The organism is Vibrio sp. 10N.261.55.A7 (assembly GCF_002877365.1).
GTDB lineage: Bacteria > Pseudomonadota > Gammaproteobacteria > Enterobacterales > Vibrionaceae > Vibrio.
This window is the reverse complement of record NZ_MCWZ01000294.1, coordinates 39176-58210: the sequence shown is the minus strand read 5'-3', so window position 1 is coordinate 58210 and position 19035 is coordinate 39176. Positions and strand designations below refer to the sequence as shown.

The window sequence follows — 19035 nt, the reverse complement described above, 5'->3', positions numbered from 1 at the left end:
TCCATCTCAACTATCGGGCGGCCAACAGCAACGTGTAGGGCTGGCTCGCGCTCTCTGTACTGATGCGGAAATCCTATTAATGGATGAAGCATTCTCAGCATTAGACCCTCTTATTCGAAGCGAAATGCAAGATCAGCTTATTGAGCTGCAACAAAAGCTTCATAAGACCATTATCTTTATCACTCACGACCTAGATGAAGCGCTTCGCTTAGGTGACCGTATCGCTATCCTGAAAGATGGTGAACTGGTTCAGCAAGGCACACCGGACGAGATCCTACTGTACCCTGCTGATGAGTATGTTGAAGCGTTCGTTAAAGACGTTAACCGTGCACGTGCATTAACAGTAGAAACGGTCATGCAGCCACCAGAGTACCGCATTACCGCCGAAACCATTGATGAGGCTTTAGCTCAAATGAAGAAGCTAAAGCACGATTATGCTTACCACGTGACAGAAGATGGCTATCAAGGTCTCGTAACCCAAGAAAGTCTACAGGATGCTTCGGATGATGATTCCGTGAGTGAATTCTGTGAGGATATCTATGAAGAAGTACCGTCGGTTTCGCCTGACGATGCTATCGAGACCGTTTTACCAGAAACAATGTCTTGTGATTATTCACTGCCTGTTGTTGATGAAGATGGAAACCTTAAAGGTGAACTAGAACGTAGCGCGGTTGCAGAAATTTTTGTCGATAGCACAGCCGAGTCTGAAGCGGACCAAGAAGAGATTCCGAATTCAGAAGCCGCTGACAGTAAGGTACAAAAAGCCAGCTAGACCTTGCCGAAATTTGAGAATCACCAAAACGCTATCGCACTGTCGATAGCGTTTTTCTTTTCCACTAGCTTAGAACACGCTCAGTGATCTCTTTTCTATGTTCAGTGAGATACTCGATATCTTCAAGGTAAGCAAGGTGGTGACCATCACTCATATTACGTTGAAACTGAAGGTTGCCAGCTTTCGCTTCAGCAAACATATAGTCCACTAAAGATTGAAGACGTAAAACCATTGTATCGACTAACTGCAATCGACCTTCTTCTGAAAGCCCATAACTATCACAAAATAGTTTTGCTCGCGCTATTTGCTGTTCTATTGTACCTAGCTTGTCATTTTCATCGGTTTTAAAAGGTGCCCAGCAATAGATTGAAAATGCCACATCCCATAGCCTAGAGCCTGGGTGAGCGGTGTCAAAGTCGAAAACGCCGATCACCTTATCTCCGTTTAAAGCAACGTTATAGGGCGTAAAATCTCCGTGGCATACCACCTGAACCGGATCGACCTTAGGTAGCATCCAAATCATGTTGTCGAGATTATGATTTTTCACAAACGATGTTGAAACATCATGCAACTTTCGCAAAATAACGCCTGCTGACATGATGGCTGTTCGAGAAGCGATGGCACCCGTCAAAGGGTAGTTGTAAGTATCCCCTTCGACAAAACTCAATGTTTCACTCTCACTCGAGATACCCAATACGTGAGGAGTTTCAACAACCCCTTCTTCTTGATAGTGTTTTAGCAATTGATGAACACTTGGAGTCCAGTCATTACGAGGGCGAACAACATTATCTCCATGTCGATAAATCGCTTCTACTCGACCACCTACGAGCTCTTCCAATATTCATCCTCCTATTTTAAAATCAAGCTCTATTCTAAAATCAAGCTGCCGTCTTCATTGAACTGCCAAAAATCCGCATACGCTATTTCCCATAAATACCCGTCAGGATCAGAGAAATACCCGCTATACCCACCCCAAAAAACCTCTTGAGCTGGCTTTTCCAATGTCGCGCCCAGTTCAACGGCCAGCTTGAGTATCTCATCGACTTCGTGTTTGCTGCGTGTATTGTGCGCTAACGTAATCCCAGAAAACCCACCATGTCCAGCAGTTTTGCCAAACTCCTCAGATACATCTTTGGCCAATTCTTCGAGTGGGTACAGAGCGACACAAACGCCCTGAGTCTTATAAAAAGTGATGCTATCTTGCGAAAATGTCGAGCTCTCAAACCCGAGTCCTGTATAAAACTTTCGAGAACTCTCTAAATCGCGAACGCCTAGCGTAATGATGCTGACTCTTGGTTCCATGGTCTCTCCCTTGACTGATTTAACGTTGCTAGCGATAAAATGTTTCACCACTCTTTACGTCTAAATAAATTTTGTCGGCTTGCTTCATGCCACCGCAATAGACAAAGTACACTTCCCTTTCACTGTGGCGAATCGATCGTACCCACCCTCCTAACTCTTCGAAATCTAATGGAGTACAGGTGTCAGATTTAAGCAGTTCATCGGTCGCTTTTAGGAATGCAACCTCGTAGGTAATAAAGTCATCAGATTTATCGATATACGCCATCAACGTATCATGCCGTTCTTCTTCAGTGATCATCGGTGGCTCTTCAACCAAGGCTTCCATTGGTATCCACTCTGCTATTTCTTCACCGCCATCTTCATAAACGTAATAGACCGATATTCTTCCCCAGCCATCTCGCTGTTCTAACAAAGTGACCTTGTCTCCGCGGTACAAAACGCTCTCAATAAATGCTTCATAAACTGGTTGCTCACGTACGCCCAATTTTGGCGTGTTCACATAGTACTCGGTGATCACTTTTGGCATTTCAACGGGTTCTTCAGCCACTTCCTCTTTTTCAGGTGCTACTTCTTCTTCCACCATCGAAGACATGTTTTGTTCTTCTTGCATGGGAAGCCAGTAGAACAGATAAAAACCGGCTCCAGCACCTGCTAAACCCAGAACAAGCATTAAGATCATTATTATTTTTTTCATTAATCAAACTGACCTAAGTAGTGAATTCATTTATTTTCAAACAATTAGAACGATAAACCTTTTTGATACCCCGATTTCATGCTCACTGAACAACCATCTCAAGATATGCTTTCTATAATCTAAAGAGATATTCAACTGAATGTGTTTTATGCGACCAAAATGGCTCTTATTTACTTTATCGACGGCTTTGCTTATCTCTTTACCTAAAGAAGCAAGTAGCCAGCACTGTATTGAGGCTCAATGGAACATAGCATTGAAGGAGCAGGCGCGTATTGAAAATTGGTACAACATACAAGCTTCGCGCTTCAATCATCTCTACTCACAGTACAAACAACAAGTTCTTCTACATAAAGAGTTTAGTTTAGATGAACTTGTCTCACTTTGGCGACCAGATGCGACTGACTTTCACCTCAAGCTCACACAACAAATCGAACTATCATCACTGCATGGCAGCATGTTAGAAAAAGAAATAAAAGCGCTTCAGGTAGGTTTACCGGACGTAGAAAAAATCCGAACAAAGTGGAATCAATTCTCAGAGCACTGTCAATCTATGTCATTGAATATAAATGCGCTATCCAGTATGCATTATGTTAATTCAAATCGAGTCCTGATGAATGAGATTGAACTGCTAAAGGCAAAGCTGACAGAATTACAAAGGCTGTACATGAAGGAAGCGGAAACTCTTTCAAAAGCTCAGCTCATCGCGGATGGTAAACTAAACTAAAGGGAGAAGGAGACCCTGCCCCCTTCCCTATAAACGCATGAACTAGCTAAGCGATAGTTCATCGCACTTAGCGGCACAAATAAAATCGTTCTTGTGTAAGCCTCTTATAGAATGACTCCACCACGAAACGGTAACTTTTCCCCATTCAAGCAGCACGGCTGGATGGTGCCCTTCGACTTCGGCCAATTCAGACACTCTATTTGCAAACGCCCATGCAAGTTTATAGTTCTTGAATTTGTAGACTTTTTCTAACTGAGGCACCTCGTCAACATGGATAAGGTTCCAATCGACTAACTGGCGTAACAACCCTTGCTGCTCTTGGTCAGTCAGAGCAATAGAATCGATACTGCATGCCTCGCACTGCATGTTATTTAGCATCTAAAACTTCCTTTTTCTCAAATAATGGAGGGAATAATCCCGCTAACATCGCTTTATCAACACTGTTCATAATTTCATTCATGTTCAAGTGGTAAAGCGTTTTTAGATCTTCGATGACAAAGTAAATAGGCTGCATAATATCTATGCGATAGGGTGTTCGTAGAACTTTATCCAAGCTAAAAACGTCATGAATTGGGTTAGCACTATCTAGCGCATAAACCGTCTCACCTGGAGAGGATAAAATCCCTCCGCCATAGATTTTATTTTCGCCCTTTTCCTTTAATAAGCCAAACTCTACAGTAAACCAATACAGGCGAGCCAAATAAACGCGTTGTTCATGGTTGGATTGTTGGCCCAATGCACCATAGGTCTGAGTGAAGTGGGCAAAGTCAGGGTTGGTTAGCATAGCGCAGTGGCCAAATACTTCATGGAAGAAATCTGGCTCTTGCAAATAATCAAACTCTTCACGTGATCGTAAAAATGTCGCGACCGGAAACTGTTTATTAGCGAGCAGTTCAAAGAAGCGATCAAAGCTGATGAGTGCAGGAACAGGCGCCAACCTCCAACCGGTTTGCTTAACTAGGGTCTTATTAATCTCTTCAATTTGAGGCACTCGATCTTTGGGTAAGTTGAGTATGGACAGGCCATCAATGTAGGCTTGGCATGCTCTATCTTTCACCAACGGATACTGCCGAGCATATAGGTCAGCCCAAACACTGTTTTCCTCTTCGCTCCATTCGACTCTTCCTTTGTCGTCGACGAGTTTTGAATGATAATGATTCATAGCTCCGCCTGTTGTTTCCATCCTACTTTTAGCCTATTTCTTAACTCGTCCAAAGCAAAGACCCCACGAAGTTTTCAAACCCTAGCGTCTTGTAACATTTTATTTACATTTGTAAAATTTAGCTTAAGATTCAATAAAATGCTGATGGCACTCATTTGACACAGAGTCATTTAGCTACAACACTTATCGAAGCAAATTTCGATCGCATCTTTGAGGTTCTAATGTCAGCAAGCCACGCAATTTGGACGCCTACTCTTGAAAGAATTAATGAATCAAATATTCATCAATTCATTCAACATATTAATATGCAAGGCGAAGCGATAGAGGACTATGAGTCACTTCATCAATGGTCGATCAACGACACTAAGCAGTTCTGGTTAGAAATATGGCAATATTGCGATGTCATTGGTTACAGAGGCGACTGCATCTTTGGCGAAGGTATTGCGCGTTGGGGCGATTTTTCTCCCTCTAGAGATACGATTTGGTTTCCTCAAGCTCAGCTTAATTACGCTGAAAACCTTCTTTCATTTGCGTTCCAGCAACCCAATGAAATTGCTATTTGGTTTAGAAATGAGCAAGGGGACTCAACCCAGCTGACATGGCAAGAATTGTGCGACAAAGTTTCAATCATGCAGCAATGGTTAAAACAAAATGGGGTCGAACGAGGCGATGTTGTCGCGGGATATTTACCCTACCTTCCTGAAACCGTGATTGCCATGCTTGCAACCACAAGCCTTGGAGCTATTTGGACCGCTACCTCACCGGACTTCGGTAGTGATAGTGTCATAGAGCGCTTTGGACAGGTAAAACCTAAAGTGCTTTTCTGCTGTAACGGTTATCAATTCAATGGTAAATCATTCTCTCTAAAAGAAAAAAACCAGAAAATCGTAAAGGCTCTGGATCATTTAGAATGCGTGTGTGAAATTGTTTACGATCAATCCTCTCAGCGCGATATTGAACATCAAGAACACTTTTCAGATTGGGACTCCATTTTAGCCAATTACCTGCCAAGAGGCATTCGTTATCAACGCGTTGCTTTCAATGACCCACTCTTCATTCTTTATTCCTCTGGAACAACAGGAAAACCTAAATGCATTGTTCACTCTGTTGGAGGGACAGTTCTAAACCATCAAAAAGAACACCAACTCCACTGCGATATCCAACCACTTGACCGTGTTTTCTACTTCACAACCTGTGGCTGGATGATGTGGAACTGGCATGTATCTTCATTGGCGAGCGGCGCAACTTTGGTCATTTATGACGGCAGCCCTATGTACCCCGACTCTTCACAACTTTGGCAACTGGCTGAAGAAGCACAAGTGTCGTTGTTCGGTACATCCGCCAAGTACCTTCAAGCTTTGGAAAAAGAAACATATCGACCAATAGAGCAATGCAACCTCCCCCACCTTAAGACGCTGTGTTCGACCGGTTCAGTACTCTACGCGTCCCAGTTTGACTTCGTATACGAGGCGATCAAACACGATGTGCACCTAGCCTCTATTTCTGGTGGAACAGATATCTGTGGATGCTTTGTATTAGGAAGCCCAATCACACCTGTGTATCGAGGAGAGTGTCAAGTGAAAGGGCTTGGCCTTGATGTCGCGGTGTATAGTGACAGCGGAGAACCTTTAGATGAAGCGCGTGGGGAGCTGGTTTGTCGTAACAGTTTCCCCAACCAACCAGTTGGATTCTGGCACGATTCAGGTGAGCGTTACCATTCCGCTTATTGGGATCGCTTCCCTAACACCTGGCATCACGGAGACGATGTCTGTTTAACCTCAAACGGCGGGATGATATTCTTTGGCCGAAGTGATGCAACGTTAAATCCCGGTGGGGTGAGAATTGGCACAGCAGAGATTTACCAACAAGTGAATCAACTGGAAGCCATTCAAGACTCAATTGCGGTTGGTCAGAAAATTGAAAATGATGAGCGTGTATTGTTATTCATTCAGTTGGCACAAAATGAAGACTTAACCGATGATCTTGTTACCATGGTGAAACAAAGGCTCAAAGAGAAGTGCTCACCAAGGCATGTCCCATGGCGAATTTTTACGGTTTCAGATGTACCAAGAACGAAATCTGGCAAACTTGTCGAGCTTGCAGTAAAGCAAATCGTTAACGGGCAAGAAGTGAAAAATAGAGAAGCAATTGCGAACCCAGAAATACTTGATGATATTGCGAGACTGATAACCGATAAAGGCTAACACGTGTATCGCTCAGCAATACCAACAAGATTCTTAGAGGAATTTGTGTTTCTTTACGCTTTCTTGGCAACGCCCATGAGTACTGATCGTTTGCCATTTTTAGTATCAATTTCAAACGCTTTTGTTACGGCGACCGATTCAAACCCAACACTTGTCAGTACATGCTGAACTTTGGTGGCATTTAGCCCAAAATCACCGATGCTCTCTTCAAGCCAATCCCAGTGAATGAACAATCCATCGTTATCGAGAATAGAATAAATCACGTCCGCCGTTTCAGAAAAGCTAGGTAAGAATCCACAAACAGATGATGCAACAACTAGGTCAAATTGATTACGAAAAGCAGGGTGCTGAGCAACAAGTCCACGAGTAAGCTCATCCACAACGGGTTCTACGTTTGGCAACTCTTTCATGTCAAGCTGCTCAATCATCGCTTCTGAAGAATCGAGAGCGACGATATCTTTCGCAACAGTAGAAATCTTCTGACTTAAAAGGCCTGTGCCACAACCAAAATCAAGAACATGTTTGCCTTTTAGATTCGTCTGTTGTGTGAGCAATTCAAATACGTGAGAAGCAAACTCAGAAGTCGATTGTTCTGATTCCCAAGTTTTCGCGTATTCATCCCATTCATTCGCCATCATGATCTCCCTGTAAAAATCTTTCATTAGGCAATAGCTTCAAGAGTAAACCAAAATGCGCCGCGAAGGTACTTATTCAACAGACAAATTCACAATATTTGTATATGATTCATAGACTCGTCTCAGATTGTACAACAAATGAACTTATCTCAAATTGAAGCTTTTTGCCGAGTCGCTGATACAGGTTCTGTCTCTGAAGCGGCCAGACAACTTGAATGCAACCGCACCAAATTGAGCATGTCGATTAAAGCGCTGGAAAAAGAGCTATCAACGGAACTGTTCATTCGTAGCGGCAATAACCTCGAACTGTCTGAGGCCGGTAAAGCCATATACAAGGATTGTGAAAATCTCATTGTCACCGCTTCAAGAATCAAACAAACCTGCCTTCACGCATCTGGGGAATTTAACGCAGAAGTGTGGATAGCTCGCGATGACTCTTTACCTGACGCATTATGGCAAGAACTGGCCCACTCAATGAATAACCGCTTCCCTGCCACGTCTTTTAACATCATTCTGGCATCCAGTGGCGACCTATCGAATTTAGTGGAAACACAACAAGTCGATTTTGCCTTTGGCGTTGACTACGAGCGTACTGACGATCCTCGAATCACCTACCAACCATTGGGGAAGATTAGAATGATGTCGGTGTGTAAAAGCGATCACTCACTATGTAAACTCGGACGAGTTTCTGATGATGTGCTGAGAAATGAAATGCAAGCGGTGATGGCTTACTTAAACGAAAAGGACAATCCAGAGTTGCAGCCCTTCTCTCTTCGGCACATCGGATTTTCAAGCTTTGACTATATGCTTGCAACCATTTTGACCGAGAAAGCATGGGGGGTACTTCCAGAGCCCTTGATTCGACATCATTTACGACAGCAAGAACTGTCGGTGATTAAGCACACTTATGGATTAACACAAGAAGACTACTGTATGTTCACATCGGCTGGCATGTCTGAACACCCAGGTATGGTTTGGCTCGCGGATAAACTGAGCGACTACCTGTTTGATTTCTAACTATCGAATTTGTCACCCTGCGCTCTATCTCACGCGAAACTCTGAAAGATAAAATTGAACAATCGGCGACAAAACAGCCAGCGCCAGTATAATTGGCAGAAAGAAATATTCATAACCATTTGATATTAAACACCTTTCAATATCCACCTTTACTATCGTCACTTTGAACAACGTAATAACCATTGCTATAAAACCACCAACAGCCAGAATGAAGAGGTGTTTATAGCCTGTGAGTTTTTATGTGTGCCCAAACAAACCTAAAAGAAAAACAAGTTCTTAGCTTCTCAGCCCTGCTTGCTTTAGCGTTTGCTCTGGTTGGTCTCACATTAGGTTGGTTCGTTGGTTCACTGGTCATCATGTTCGATGGTGTCTATTCTCTCATCAGTTTGCTGTTAACTTTATTGTCACTAGCCGCTTCTCGGTATATTCAAACGCCCTCAAAAAGTACGTTCCCTCTTGGCAAGGCCATTCTGGAACCGGTTGTTATTTCAATCAAAGCAGTCACCATTCTCATTATAGTTGGCTACTCCGTTTACTCTTCTGCATTGGCTATGTTTGATGGAGGAAGAGAGGTTGATGCTTCGATTGCAACATTATTTGGCGTGATCAATGTTTTAGGTTGCGGTTACGCGTGGTGGTACATTGCGAATAAAAGCAAAAAGTTCTCGTCTGGGCTAATCAAAGCCGAATCTAAGCAGTGGCAAATGGATACTCTACTCAGCGTTGCCGTAACTGTTGGCTTTGTTGTAGCTTGGTTGATCACTTTGACTGAGTTCTCGCACTACGCCGTGTACGCCGATCCTATGATGATGCTTTTAATGGCCGTGTATTTCATCAAAGTGCCACTCGATATGCTAAAAGACGCGATGAAAGAGCTATTGAACATGGCGCCAAACAAAGAGCTTTGCTCTACAGTCGATAACAATATTTGTGCGGTTGATAAAGAGCTAGAGAAAGGGCTAGACATCGAACTAGCGGCCGTGACTAAAGTAGGCAACGAGCTGCGGGTAAGTGTCGACATCCATTCAAAGAACGCACAAATCAACACAATAGAGTTGGAAAAAACACGGAGTGCATTAACTAAACGGCTATCTAAGCTTCCTTTGGATCTTCAACTCACGATGAACTTAGCGAGCTGAACCTTGAAGCGGCAATTCAATACTTAGCCGCATCTTTTAGTGTTCTCTTGTAAACCACCAACAGATCAACGAACCAACCGTTACCATTGCCACGCCTTGCCAGAACGTCGCAGCGAGACTAATCCCTAATATCATTGAGCCAATCAGGGTAGAGAGGACAGGCGTAAAGTACGATAGGGATGCCAGAAACACCATATTCCCGCGTAATATTGCGATATTCCACAATGCATAGCCACCGCCAATGACCACTCCCGCTAGCAGAAGATTCAAGGTCGCTGGAATCGTAAATTCCATGCCTTGTTCATCACTAAACAAATACTTCACCCAAAGCGTCGTCGCCGTTAATACGAAAAAGACCACAATGGCATTTTGCCCTTTGGCGAGCCCTTTCGTTACATTGCAGTATATTGCCCATATAAATGCACCGACAAAAGCCATGCTGTAGGTTGTCGGGTTGGTCGCGATATTATTGCTAAGCTGAGTAAGAGTTAACTCCCCTTCACCGATAACAGCCCAAACAACACCTGAAAGTGCGATCAACACACCTGGATACACAAGATAATGCGTGGGCTTCTTGCTCACCACAACGGCTAGCAATACCGTTAATGCTGGCCATAGATAATTAATAACCGCCATTTCCATTGCTTGATGCCGGTCATTTGCCATTCCTAACGCTAGCGCTAAACAGATTTCATAGCTAACAAATAGGACCGATCCAACTAGTAAGTAGCTCCGCGAAAATCGATTAAGTTTTGGCACGCCCATCACCAAGATCAAAAATACGGATGCGACAGTATAAATAAGTGCTGCGCCAGCAATCGGACCAAAATGCTCCGCTACCGTTCTGGCAAGGCCTATGAGACAACTCCACAAGAAAATGGCGGCCACACCGCATAAGGTATATTTGTACTGCATGGGTATAATGAGTCCTTTAAAGGGGTAATCTAAACGATGACGAGCATAATTACGTGCAGGGTTATAAGCAAGGTTAGATGCATCGGTAAAGCACAAGCACTGATACGTGACCTATACTGAATAGTGAGAATGTAAACATTCGGTCTTCAGGTCTCGACATGATACTAAAAGGCAAAATATCAGAGCGTTATGAGCATAAACAGTATGGGTACATTACCCCTGATTCGAATGCCATGCGCATTAAATATCATTTTGATGATATTAAAGGTGACCCAACGCTTTTAGTGCTAAACGAACGTGTGGTTTTTAAGCTATCAAAAGACAAAGACGGTCATACTTCTGCCATAAAAATAGATAGACTTCGCCATCTGCACCCTCTTCTCATTGTCTCAGTTTGGTTTTCTGCAAGTCTGACGGGTTGTGTTTGGTATTTCAACTACCCAATTGATGTGCTGACTTATTATACCTTCATCAATTTGCTGGTCATTTTAGTTGCCTGGTTGGATAAACGAGCAATAAAGCTGAACAAGCCAACCACCAGCGAAAGCAGCTACTTACTGCTCGCATTGTTTGGTGGGTGGATCTGCAGTCTCATTTTTCATTATGCCTGGCATTTAAAGCAAAAATCTTTCTTATACCAAGTGTTACTGTTCTTCATTATTGCCAGTCATGTTGCTTTGTTTGGATGGACACTGACAACGCAGGGCACTGCTTGGCTCGATGAGCAATTGCTCATAATCAAACCTGCAATTGTCTATTTGAAAGGCCTACTCTCATAAGAGGTGGTATCTTTTTCCTGTCACTCTACCAACTCTCTACTCCTCACAACCACACCCTAGAAACTTGAGTCTATTAACCTGACTCTGTTAAACCTGACGCTTATAAATTCAGAAGAACAACATTAAGAATTCTTAATGAAAGCAAAACGCTCTCTTAATCCTCACCCATTTACTCTAATGGGGTAAATTACAATAAATAGAGGAACTTAAGGTGAACATACTAGGATATTTACAAAAAATCGGTAAAGCACTCATGGTGCCTATTGCCGTGTTACCTGCCGGCGGCTTGATGCTAGGACTAGGTTATGCCATTGACCCTTCAGGCTGGGGAGCAAACAGCGCTCTCGCCACCATATTGGTATACGGTGGTAAAGGGATAATGGATAACCAAGCGTGGTTATTTGCTGTTGGTGTCGCTTATGGATTGGCAAAAGATAATAATGGCGCCGCTGCTCTATCCGGCCTTCTCGGGCTGCTCATCATCGAGATGATTGTTGGCAACATTAATGTTATCTCTCAGATAACAGGTGTTCCCGTTGACCAAATGAGTGAAGCACAGGTAATCGCGTCAGGCGCCGCCGTGAGCGCCTTTACTGGCATTATGATGGGCATTATTGCTGCGACACTTTACAACCGTTTCCACACCATTCAATTGCCAGCCGTTCTCGGGTTCTTTGGCGGTCGTCGATTTGTCCCTATCATCACATCACTGGCAGCGATTACGGTCAGCTTAGCGATGGTTTACATTTGGCCTGTCGTTTATGGATCGTTAGTTAACTTTGGTATCGCAATCTCTGAGCTAGGCGCGACTGGTGCTGGTCTGTATGGCTTCTTCAACCGTTTATTGATTCCTGTTGGCCTGCATCATGCGTTAAACCAAGTATTCATCTTCGATCTCGTGGGTATTAATGATATTTCTAAATTCTGGTCGGGTACCGGTGAGCTTGGTATCACGGGTATGTATCAAGGCGGATTTTTCCCGGTCATGGGCTACGGTTTACCTGCCGCTTGTCTTGCGATGTATCACTGTGCAAAGCCAGAGAACAAGAAAAAAGTAGGCGGTATTTTAGGTGCTTCAGCGTTTACCGCTATTTTAACGGGTGTAACAGAACCTATAGAATTTGCGTTCATGTTTGTCGCGCCTGTTCTATACGTTATTCACGCTCTGCTTACCGCTCTATCGCTTTACATTGCCGCGAGCATGCAGTGGATTGCTGGCTTTACGTTCAGCGGTGGGTTAATCGACTTTGTTCTGTCTTTCAATCTACCTTTAGCCATGAAACCTTACATGCTTATTGTTCAAGGTCTATGCTTTGCAGCGCTTTACTACTCCGTATTCCGATTCGCGATTGTAAAGTTCGATCTAAAAACGCCAGGTCGTGAAGACGATGAGACCACTGAAGTAGAAGCCGTTACGTCAGATATTAAAGCTTCACAATACCTCGACGCATTGGGCGGTCACGCAAACATCAGTAGCATTGATTCTTGTATTACTCGTTTGAGATTAACACTAAAGGATGTGTCGATTGCGGATGAAAAAACACTGAAAGCAATAGGTGCTTTGGGTGTCGTCAAAATTGGCAGTAACAACCTACAGGTCATTGTCGGTACAGAAGCGGAACAAATAGCCCATGCAATGAAGCAAATTCCAGCTAATGGCGGTCAATCGGGAGAAAACATACCAGTACAATCCTAGCCACCTAAAATAAAAAGCCGAAACCACCCTTTCGGCTTTTTGTCCAAAGCATCTGTCAGTTAGTCAAAACGATATTGAAACCGCCAGAACTTCCCCCGCCCGACCCAAAAAGAAACAATATCAACATGCCTCGCGATCAAAGTAGATTCTTGTTCTCAGCCCTGGGTTATTATCTCTGAAAATTAGAGAGGCATTATGTCTCTTAACGACTGCATCAACTAAAGACAATCCTAGGCCATTTCCTTGTTCGCTTCGGCTCTTATCAGCCCGATACATAGGACGGCAAACATTCAGTTTATCTGCATCCGAAATACCGATACCGGAGTCCGAAACAACCACTCCAAAATGATCAATGACAACTTCAACATTGCCGTTTTCTGGCGTGTACTTTACGGAATTCTCAATCAAGTTGAATACTGCGCGAAACAACAATGAACGATCACCCACAACAGTGCACCTCTGATCTTCCCGAAACGACAGTGTTAAACACTTTTGCTCAGCAACGGGAGAAATAAACTCCATCGCATCCATGGCGATCATCCCTAGATTGACATGTTCTGTTTCTATCGTTAACTGGCCACTGTTTAGCTTCGCTATTTCTAACATGCTGTTAAACGACGATAAAATGAGCTCCAATTCATCATGGCATTGGGATATTTGGTCTTGTTGGCGCTCAGTAATATCAGATTGAGCTAACATATCTTCTAGCCTGAGCTTTAATCGCGCCATCGGAGTTCGCATATCGTGCGCCATCCCAACCGTCAATGATTTTAAAGACGCCTCATTAAGCGCCATTTGCTCAATCATGAAATTAAGGTGGATCGCGATAACGTCAAACTCATCATCTTGCGCCGTCACGGCTATCTTTACATCGCGCTCGCCACAAAGCACTCGATTCATCGCTTTGTTGATCACCTCAATACGTTTTAAAAAAACAACGGTAAAAAAAAGGGCTGCGATGAGCATGATAGCAACGGGAAGAATGATACCTGACAACACCATTGGAATAAGAGACTGGCGAAATGCTTCAACGCTTTTTACATCAATCCCTATCTCAATATGATGATTATCATCGACAGGAATGAAGGTGCTTCGATTCATGGGCAACGTAATCACAGGATAGGTTTGTACACTGTAGACGGGGTCTATTTGTTCGTGTAAATAAAAGTAGAATGGCGTGTTGGTCATCTGCTTCGTTTTCAGTAAGCGTTCAACTTCCCCTTTCCCTTGCTTGGCCACAAAACGAAACTCTAATATTTCATCATTAAGCTGCTTGGTTAACTGCTGCCGATGAAAGGTATCTGAATCTATGTACACCTGCCGAAGTACCACTATGTTAATCACCGCAATCAATACAAAAAGACAGACTAACGTTTTGAATATAGACGAACGAGTTAACGTGTAATCATCGACGAAGGACATACCCTGCCCCTCTCACCGTATGCAGTAAGTCATTGCACCCAGCACTTTCAAGCTTTCTTCTCAGATTGGCCATGTGAACATCGATAACATTGGTTTTCGGGTCGAAGTGGTAGCTCCAAATGCTCTCAAACAATCGCATCCTAGAGACAACCTGTTCGTTATGCTCGACAAAATATTGAAGAAGTTGAAACTCTTTAGGTTGAAGCGACAGTTCGTGATCATGACAAGTTACGCGATGCGCTTTTAGGTCCACCTTTAGACAATCGTAGCTAAGGACGTTCTGAATGGGCTCTAACCGCTGAGTACGATTAATGATGATATCCACACGTGCAACCAACTCTGCCAAGGCGAACGGCTTAATCAGATAATCATCACTCCCAGCTTGTAATCCAATAACGCGATCTTCCACACTGTCCATGGCACTGAGAAATAAGACCGGGAGATCTTCAAGGGTTGCTTTGATTGCCGACAGCACTTTCATCCCATCTAAATAAGGCAACATTCTGTCCAGCACGACCAAATGATACTCACTGCTTAATGCCATCATTAAGCCTTGTTTACCATCTGAGGCTTCATCAACAGAGTAGCCGTGCTCTTTCAAACCTTTAGCAATGAACTCTCGCGTGGTTAAGTCGTCTTCAATGATCAGGATTTTCACTAGATCTCCCAGTTCGTGTAAGAACGCTTATCGTATTCGGTAGAAGGCAGATATAAAAATGGCTCGCGTGACTAATGCGAGCCATAACGGTTTAGGGGGTAAACCGCTTCGTGTCTGTTAAGACCCAGACAGTATGACAAACCTAGGATGAAGGTTTGATTATTAGAACATTAAGAATAGTTAATGTTCGATTGTAAATAGCTGCCAATTAACTATTTCGTAAGATCTTTTGGCGAGAGCCCAACAAAAGAGACATGATAAATAAAGTAAACCAACCTAATGCACCGCCGCTTGAACTTGAGCCAGAACTTCCCGATGTTGAGGGGCTTAACGCGGAACTACGCTTAGCATCGGTTGCGATGTAATTAGCTGCCACATTACTCGCTAGTACATTATCAATCCAGCCGTCACCGTTAGTACCAAAATCATAGATCTCAGTGAATACCGAAGTGATCGTTCCGGTACCGCAACTGGTCGGCCCAAAGCTTGTAACACCAACCTGCACCCAATCATTTGCACCACGTTCCCAATAAACAGGGCCGCCGGAGTCACCATTACAGGTACTATTATTCAAACCAGAAGTCGCATTGTAGGTACCACTAAAACACAAATGGCTATTTTGAATATCTGCTGCAAAGAAACTATCACACACAGCATTCGTTTCATACGTCAGTGTCGTTTCTAATAGGGGGCCAACCGGGTTAGATGAATCCGTTGTTCTCCCATGCCCTAAAGCCTTAAAAGTGTTCGCTGCATTTCGATATGTTTCGTCCGCTGGACGTTGAATAGCATCACTAGCTGCATTGATATTATAAGGAGAAGCGAGCTTAATAATCGCAATATCGTTAACTAACGACGAATTGTTGTAGCTAGGATGGTAATAGAACTCTTCCGCCATTATTCTCTGAATATTACCATTTGGAAAATCACTCTCATCTTCGAGTTGAGGGACAACCGATATAAACAGTGCCTTGCTTTCATCGAATTTGCCATCATCAAAAAGGCAGTGGGCCGCCGTCAAAACATATTGTTCATTCAATAACGTACCACCGCAGAAGCTCCCTACACCATAAACACCATCATAATTTATACGATCATAAAACAAGGTAGCGATTGAAGGAAACTCGGTCACAGACGCATTTGAACCATTAACAATGTAGCTAGTTACATCTGTTGCAGTGGTATTAAAACTAATCGAAGCACAGCCCAACAATAAGCCACTTAAGAAAATTCGGTTTTTGTTCATCAAGCAATCCTTCTTAACAAAACATAGTTTTAGTGAATATTTCCCTATAGTACCCAAGTACGTGTACTGAAAAAACACTAATAACAAAAAACCCTCAGAATGAGGGTTTTTATCATCAATTCTCTACACTGAGTATAAACTACCCACGATAGTAACGTTGAGGAACAAATGGCATTTTTTCAACCGTCATTGGCAGTTTCTTGCCACGTACTTCCGCAAACAGCTCAGTCCCAACAGCCATCAGGTCAGCTCGTACATAAGCCATTGATACTGGCTTACCTGCATTTGGGCCTGCAGTACCGCTCGTTACAATGCCCACTTTATTGTCTTCGGCATCAAACAGCTCAGCTCCTTCTCGAACTGGCGCTTTTGTTTGGCCAATTAAACCAACGCGCTTGCGAGTCACATCTTTAGTAATGATCTGGTTCAAAATGATGTCGGCTCCAGGGAAACCACCGGCGCGTTCGCCATCGGTACGACGAACTTTTTGAATGCCCCACAATAGACTTGCTTCTACTGGTGTCGTGGTTGCATCAAGATCATGACCATACAAGCATAGACCGCATTCAAGACGTAATGAATCACGAGCACCAAGACCAATCCACTCAACTTCCTCAAAAGAAGTCAGTTTACGAGCCAAAGCTTCTGCATGCTCAGATGGCACAGAGATTTCGTAACCATCTTCACCCGTATAACCACTGCGGCTGACAATACACTCAACGCCGTCAACGTCTAATGTTCTCACGTCCATGAAAACCATGTCTGCCACTGCAGGTTGAAGTTGTGACAGTACGCTCACCGCTTTTGGCCCTTGTAATGCTAATAGAGCGCGGTCTTCAATGATCTCTAGCTCAACCTCTGATGGCAGATGAGCTTGTAAATGCGTGATGTCTTGCTCTTTACACGCTGCATTCACTACAACGAATAGATGATCACCTAAGTTAGCAACCATCAAATCATCCATGATGCCGCCTTGTTCATTGGTGAAGAACGCGTAGCGCTGATTGCCTTTAGGCAAGTCGATAATATCGACAGGAACAAGCGATTCCAAAAATGCCGCCGCTCCTTCTCCGTGCAGGCGAAGTTGGCCCATGTGAGAGACATCGAATAAACCTGCCGCATCACGAGTATGCAAATGCTCTTTTTTAACCCCCAACGGGTATTGAACTGGCATATCGTACCCAGCAAACGGGACCATTTTTGCGCCTACTTCTACATGCAGTGCATGCAGTGGGGTCTTTAGCAGTTCTTGATTCAATTGTTCTTGAGTCATTTTCTTCTCCGTGATGCCAGACATCATGTCTCTAGATAGTATCTAAATGATAGTGTGTGAGTGACACTCTATTAATGTAGCCAGAATTTATACCGCTATGAGGCTATTCATTAATAACTGATATGCCAGTGAGCTTTCCACTGTCCACACATGAACAGCGGGAAATCTTGTTTCCTATAATAAACAAGCATGGCAGCATTTCCAGCTTTAACAACTTTCACACAGCTCAAAGTGTGACATTTAACAAACTAATTACAATATTGCAGGCAAATAAAAAGCGACTATCTGACCCATACCGGATCAAATAGTCGCGCTCATTCTTAAATTCATCAAATAGAAAACGATTGCTTTCACTATAGGAAATGATGAGAAAAAATTCTCAGTCCATTTAACAGGCTATTATTTCGCCGTCACCCACAAAATATGTGCGTCTTCTTTACTCGTGGAAACCAACATATGCCCCATATTCGCATCGTAATAAACGCTATCACCTTCGCTCATAGCGACAGGTTCATAGAACTCAGAATAGAACAGAACATCACCAGATAAGATGAGTAAAAACTCTTCGCCATCGTGTCTTACCCAATCAGCGTACTCGTCAAAATTACGCGCGTGCACTCGACTTTTAAATGGCATCATCTTTTTATTAGACAGTTGCGTGGCGAGCAATTCGTGTTCATACGTCGGCGTTGGATGGGCTTTCCCTTCGCCTGAACGAGAAATATCCCTGCGACCTGTTGCCACCTTTTTCCTTGGTGGCTCAAAGAGTTGCGGCATATTTATTTGCAAGCCAACGGCCAGTTTTTGCATCGCTTGGAAGGTGGGAGAGATCTGTTCGTTCTCTATTTTGCTCAGCGTTGAACGTGCTAACCCCGTTCTTTGGCTCGCTTCTTCTAAGGTAATACCTAGCTTAGCTCGAATGTCTTTAATTCGTTCACCAAGCTTCAAAGGCTCAATGTTCTGGTCCGCTGATTCTTTAGCCAACGTTAAAGATGGGTACTCGTCATAGATGTCTTCAGACATGCTTGTCCCTCTACTAATTATACTTCCTGTCTGTGAATATTCATTGTTGCATGAAGCCGCCTTTTTATTAAAGACCAAGGTGAGAAATAAAGCGTGCTCTTGGTAACAGAATTGGAAACCAGGTTTCCTATAGGAAATTTTTGATTGATTGTTCTTCGTGCTAGAGGTATGTTATCGACTTGTTAGATGAAGAGATGCAGTTTTTGATTTGGCAAAGTCTGGTTTTCATGACGAAAGCACAAATCAATTTTACCCATTTTAGGGACATATTCGCGCTGTCATAGCATCAAGTGAAACGACTTAGATGGTATAGCAGTTACAAACGAAAGAATGAGCAAGCAACAACAATAACGCAAGCTTGCTATAGAATTGGA

The 19035-nt window shown here is 43.4% G+C and carries 19 protein-coding genes; 7 read left to right on the top strand and 12 right to left on the bottom strand.

Annotated elements, in window-relative coordinates; all coding sequences use genetic code 11:
• On the top strand, positions 1-772 hold a 772-nt coding region (locus BCU12_RS15965), incomplete at its 5' end, for a CBS domain-containing protein (protein WP_133153889.1).
• Between the two features lie 64 nt (positions 773-836).
• On the opposite strand, the gene BCU12_RS15960 is transcribed toward BCU12_RS15965, so the two are convergent.
• Genes BCU12_RS15960 through BCU12_RS15950 form a run of 3 tightly spaced genes read right to left on the bottom strand, consistent with a single transcriptional unit; the run spans position 837 to position 2768 of the window.
• Positions 837-1610: an aminoglycoside phosphotransferase family protein gene (locus tag BCU12_RS15960; RefSeq protein ID WP_102405249.1), complete on the bottom strand. Its 774-nt coding sequence runs from the start codon at positions 1608-1610 to the stop codon at positions 837-839.
• Positions 1611-1639: 29 nt separating this feature from the next.
• Positions 1640-2074 (bottom strand): VOC family protein, encoded by a 435-nt coding sequence (locus BCU12_RS15955; RefSeq protein WP_102405248.1) that lies wholly within the window; start codon positions 2072-2074, stop codon positions 1640-1642.
• 28 nt (positions 2075-2102) lie between these two features.
• Positions 2103-2768, bottom strand: coding sequence for a hypothetical protein (locus BCU12_RS15950; protein WP_241909850.1), 666 nt, complete (start codon positions 2766-2768; stop codon positions 2103-2105).
• Positions 2769-2916: 148 nt separating this feature from the next.
• Between BCU12_RS15950 and BCU12_RS15945 the strand changes: the two genes are divergently transcribed.
• Entirely contained in the window at positions 2917-3492 is a 576-nt protein-coding gene (locus BCU12_RS15945) for a hypothetical protein (protein ID WP_102405246.1), read from the top strand.
• A gap of 42 nt (positions 3493-3534) precedes the next feature.
• Here BCU12_RS15945 and BCU12_RS15940 read toward each other — a convergent pair whose 3' ends face one another.
• A complete protein-coding gene (locus BCU12_RS15940) occupies positions 3535-3870 on the bottom strand; it encodes a 4a-hydroxytetrahydrobiopterin dehydratase (RefSeq protein ID WP_102405245.1) in 336 nt (111 codons plus the stop codon).
• Entirely contained in the window at positions 3860-4675 is an 816-nt protein-coding gene (gene phhA / locus BCU12_RS15935; protein ID WP_347231989.1) for a phenylalanine 4-monooxygenase, read from the bottom strand. Before phhA ends, BCU12_RS15940 begins: the two co-directional genes overlap by 11 nt.
• Positions 4676-4875: 200 nt before the next feature.
• On the opposite strand from phhA, the gene BCU12_RS15930 reads away from it, so the two are divergent.
• Positions 4876-6858: an acetoacetate--CoA ligase gene (locus tag BCU12_RS15930; RefSeq protein WP_102405244.1), complete on the top strand. Its 1983-nt coding sequence runs from the start codon at positions 4876-4878 to the stop codon at positions 6856-6858.
• Between the two features lie 53 nt (positions 6859-6911).
• Here BCU12_RS15930 and BCU12_RS15925 read toward each other — a convergent pair whose 3' ends face one another.
• Positions 6912-7493: a methyltransferase domain-containing protein gene (locus BCU12_RS15925; protein WP_102405243.1), complete on the bottom strand. Its 582-nt coding sequence runs from the start codon at positions 7491-7493 to the stop codon at positions 6912-6914.
• Positions 7494-7631: 138 nt separating this feature from the next.
• Here BCU12_RS15925 and BCU12_RS15920 point away from each other — a divergent pair, with 138 nt between their 5' ends.
• The gene (locus BCU12_RS15920) at positions 7632-8510 is read left to right on the top strand and encodes a LysR family transcriptional regulator (RefSeq protein ID WP_102405242.1); all 879 of its coding nucleotides are present in this window, start codon (positions 7632-7634) and stop codon (positions 8508-8510) included.
• Between the two features lie 239 nt (positions 8511-8749).
• Positions 8750-9649 (top strand): cation diffusion facilitator family transporter, encoded by a 900-nt coding sequence (locus tag BCU12_RS15915; protein ID WP_102405241.1) that lies wholly within the window; start codon positions 8750-8752, stop codon positions 9647-9649.
• 36 nt (positions 9650-9685) lie between these two features.
• On the opposite strand, the gene yddG is transcribed toward BCU12_RS15915, so the two are convergent.
• Complete coding sequence (yddG, locus tag BCU12_RS15910) at positions 9686-10564, bottom strand: aromatic amino acid DMT transporter YddG (protein WP_102405240.1); 879 nt, start codon at positions 10562-10564, stop codon at positions 9686-9688.
• 158 nt (positions 10565-10722) lie between these two features.
• Here yddG and BCU12_RS15905 point away from each other — a divergent pair, with 158 nt between their 5' ends.
• Both BCU12_RS15905 and nagE read left to right on the top strand, forming a co-directional pair.
• Complete coding sequence (locus BCU12_RS15905) at positions 10723-11343, top strand: DUF1294 domain-containing protein (protein ID WP_102405239.1); 621 nt, start codon at positions 10723-10725, stop codon at positions 11341-11343.
• Positions 11344-11554: 211 nt separating this feature from the next.
• Positions 11555-13039, top strand: a complete 1485-nt coding sequence (nagE, locus tag BCU12_RS15900) for an N-acetylglucosamine-specific PTS transporter subunit IIBC (RefSeq protein WP_102405238.1) — start codon at positions 11555-11557, stop codon at positions 13037-13039.
• Positions 13040-13159: 120 nt separating this feature from the next.
• On the opposite strand, the gene BCU12_RS15895 is transcribed toward nagE, so the two are convergent.
• The 5 genes from BCU12_RS15895 to BCU12_RS15875 all read right to left on the bottom strand — a co-directional run bounded on the left by BCU12_RS15895 (position 13160) and on the right by BCU12_RS15875 (position 18661).
• Complete coding sequence (locus BCU12_RS15895; protein WP_102405237.1) at positions 13160-14461, bottom strand: HAMP domain-containing sensor histidine kinase; 1302 nt, start codon at positions 14459-14461, stop codon at positions 13160-13162.
• Positions 14445-15119 (bottom strand): response regulator transcription factor, encoded by a 675-nt coding sequence (locus BCU12_RS15890; RefSeq protein WP_102405236.1) that lies wholly within the window; start codon positions 15117-15119, stop codon positions 14445-14447. Before BCU12_RS15890 ends, BCU12_RS15895 begins: the two co-directional genes overlap by 17 nt.
• A 208-nt stretch (positions 15120-15327) precedes the next feature.
• Positions 15328-16365: a trypsin-like serine protease gene (locus tag BCU12_RS15885; RefSeq protein WP_102405235.1), complete on the bottom strand. Its 1038-nt coding sequence runs from the start codon at positions 16363-16365 to the stop codon at positions 15328-15330.
• Positions 16366-16504: 139 nt separating this feature from the next.
• Positions 16505-17638 carry a glycine cleavage system aminomethyltransferase GcvT gene (gene gcvT, locus BCU12_RS15880; protein ID WP_102405234.1) on the bottom strand — a complete coding sequence of 378 codons (1134 nt, stop codon included), beginning with the start codon at positions 17636-17638 and terminating at the stop codon, positions 16505-16507.
• 399 nt (positions 17639-18037) lie between these two features.
• The gene (locus tag BCU12_RS15875; protein WP_102405233.1) at positions 18038-18661 is read right to left on the bottom strand and encodes an XRE family transcriptional regulator; all 624 of its coding nucleotides are present in this window, start codon (positions 18659-18661) and stop codon (positions 18038-18040) included.
• Between the last annotated feature and the right edge of the window lie 374 nt (positions 18662-19035).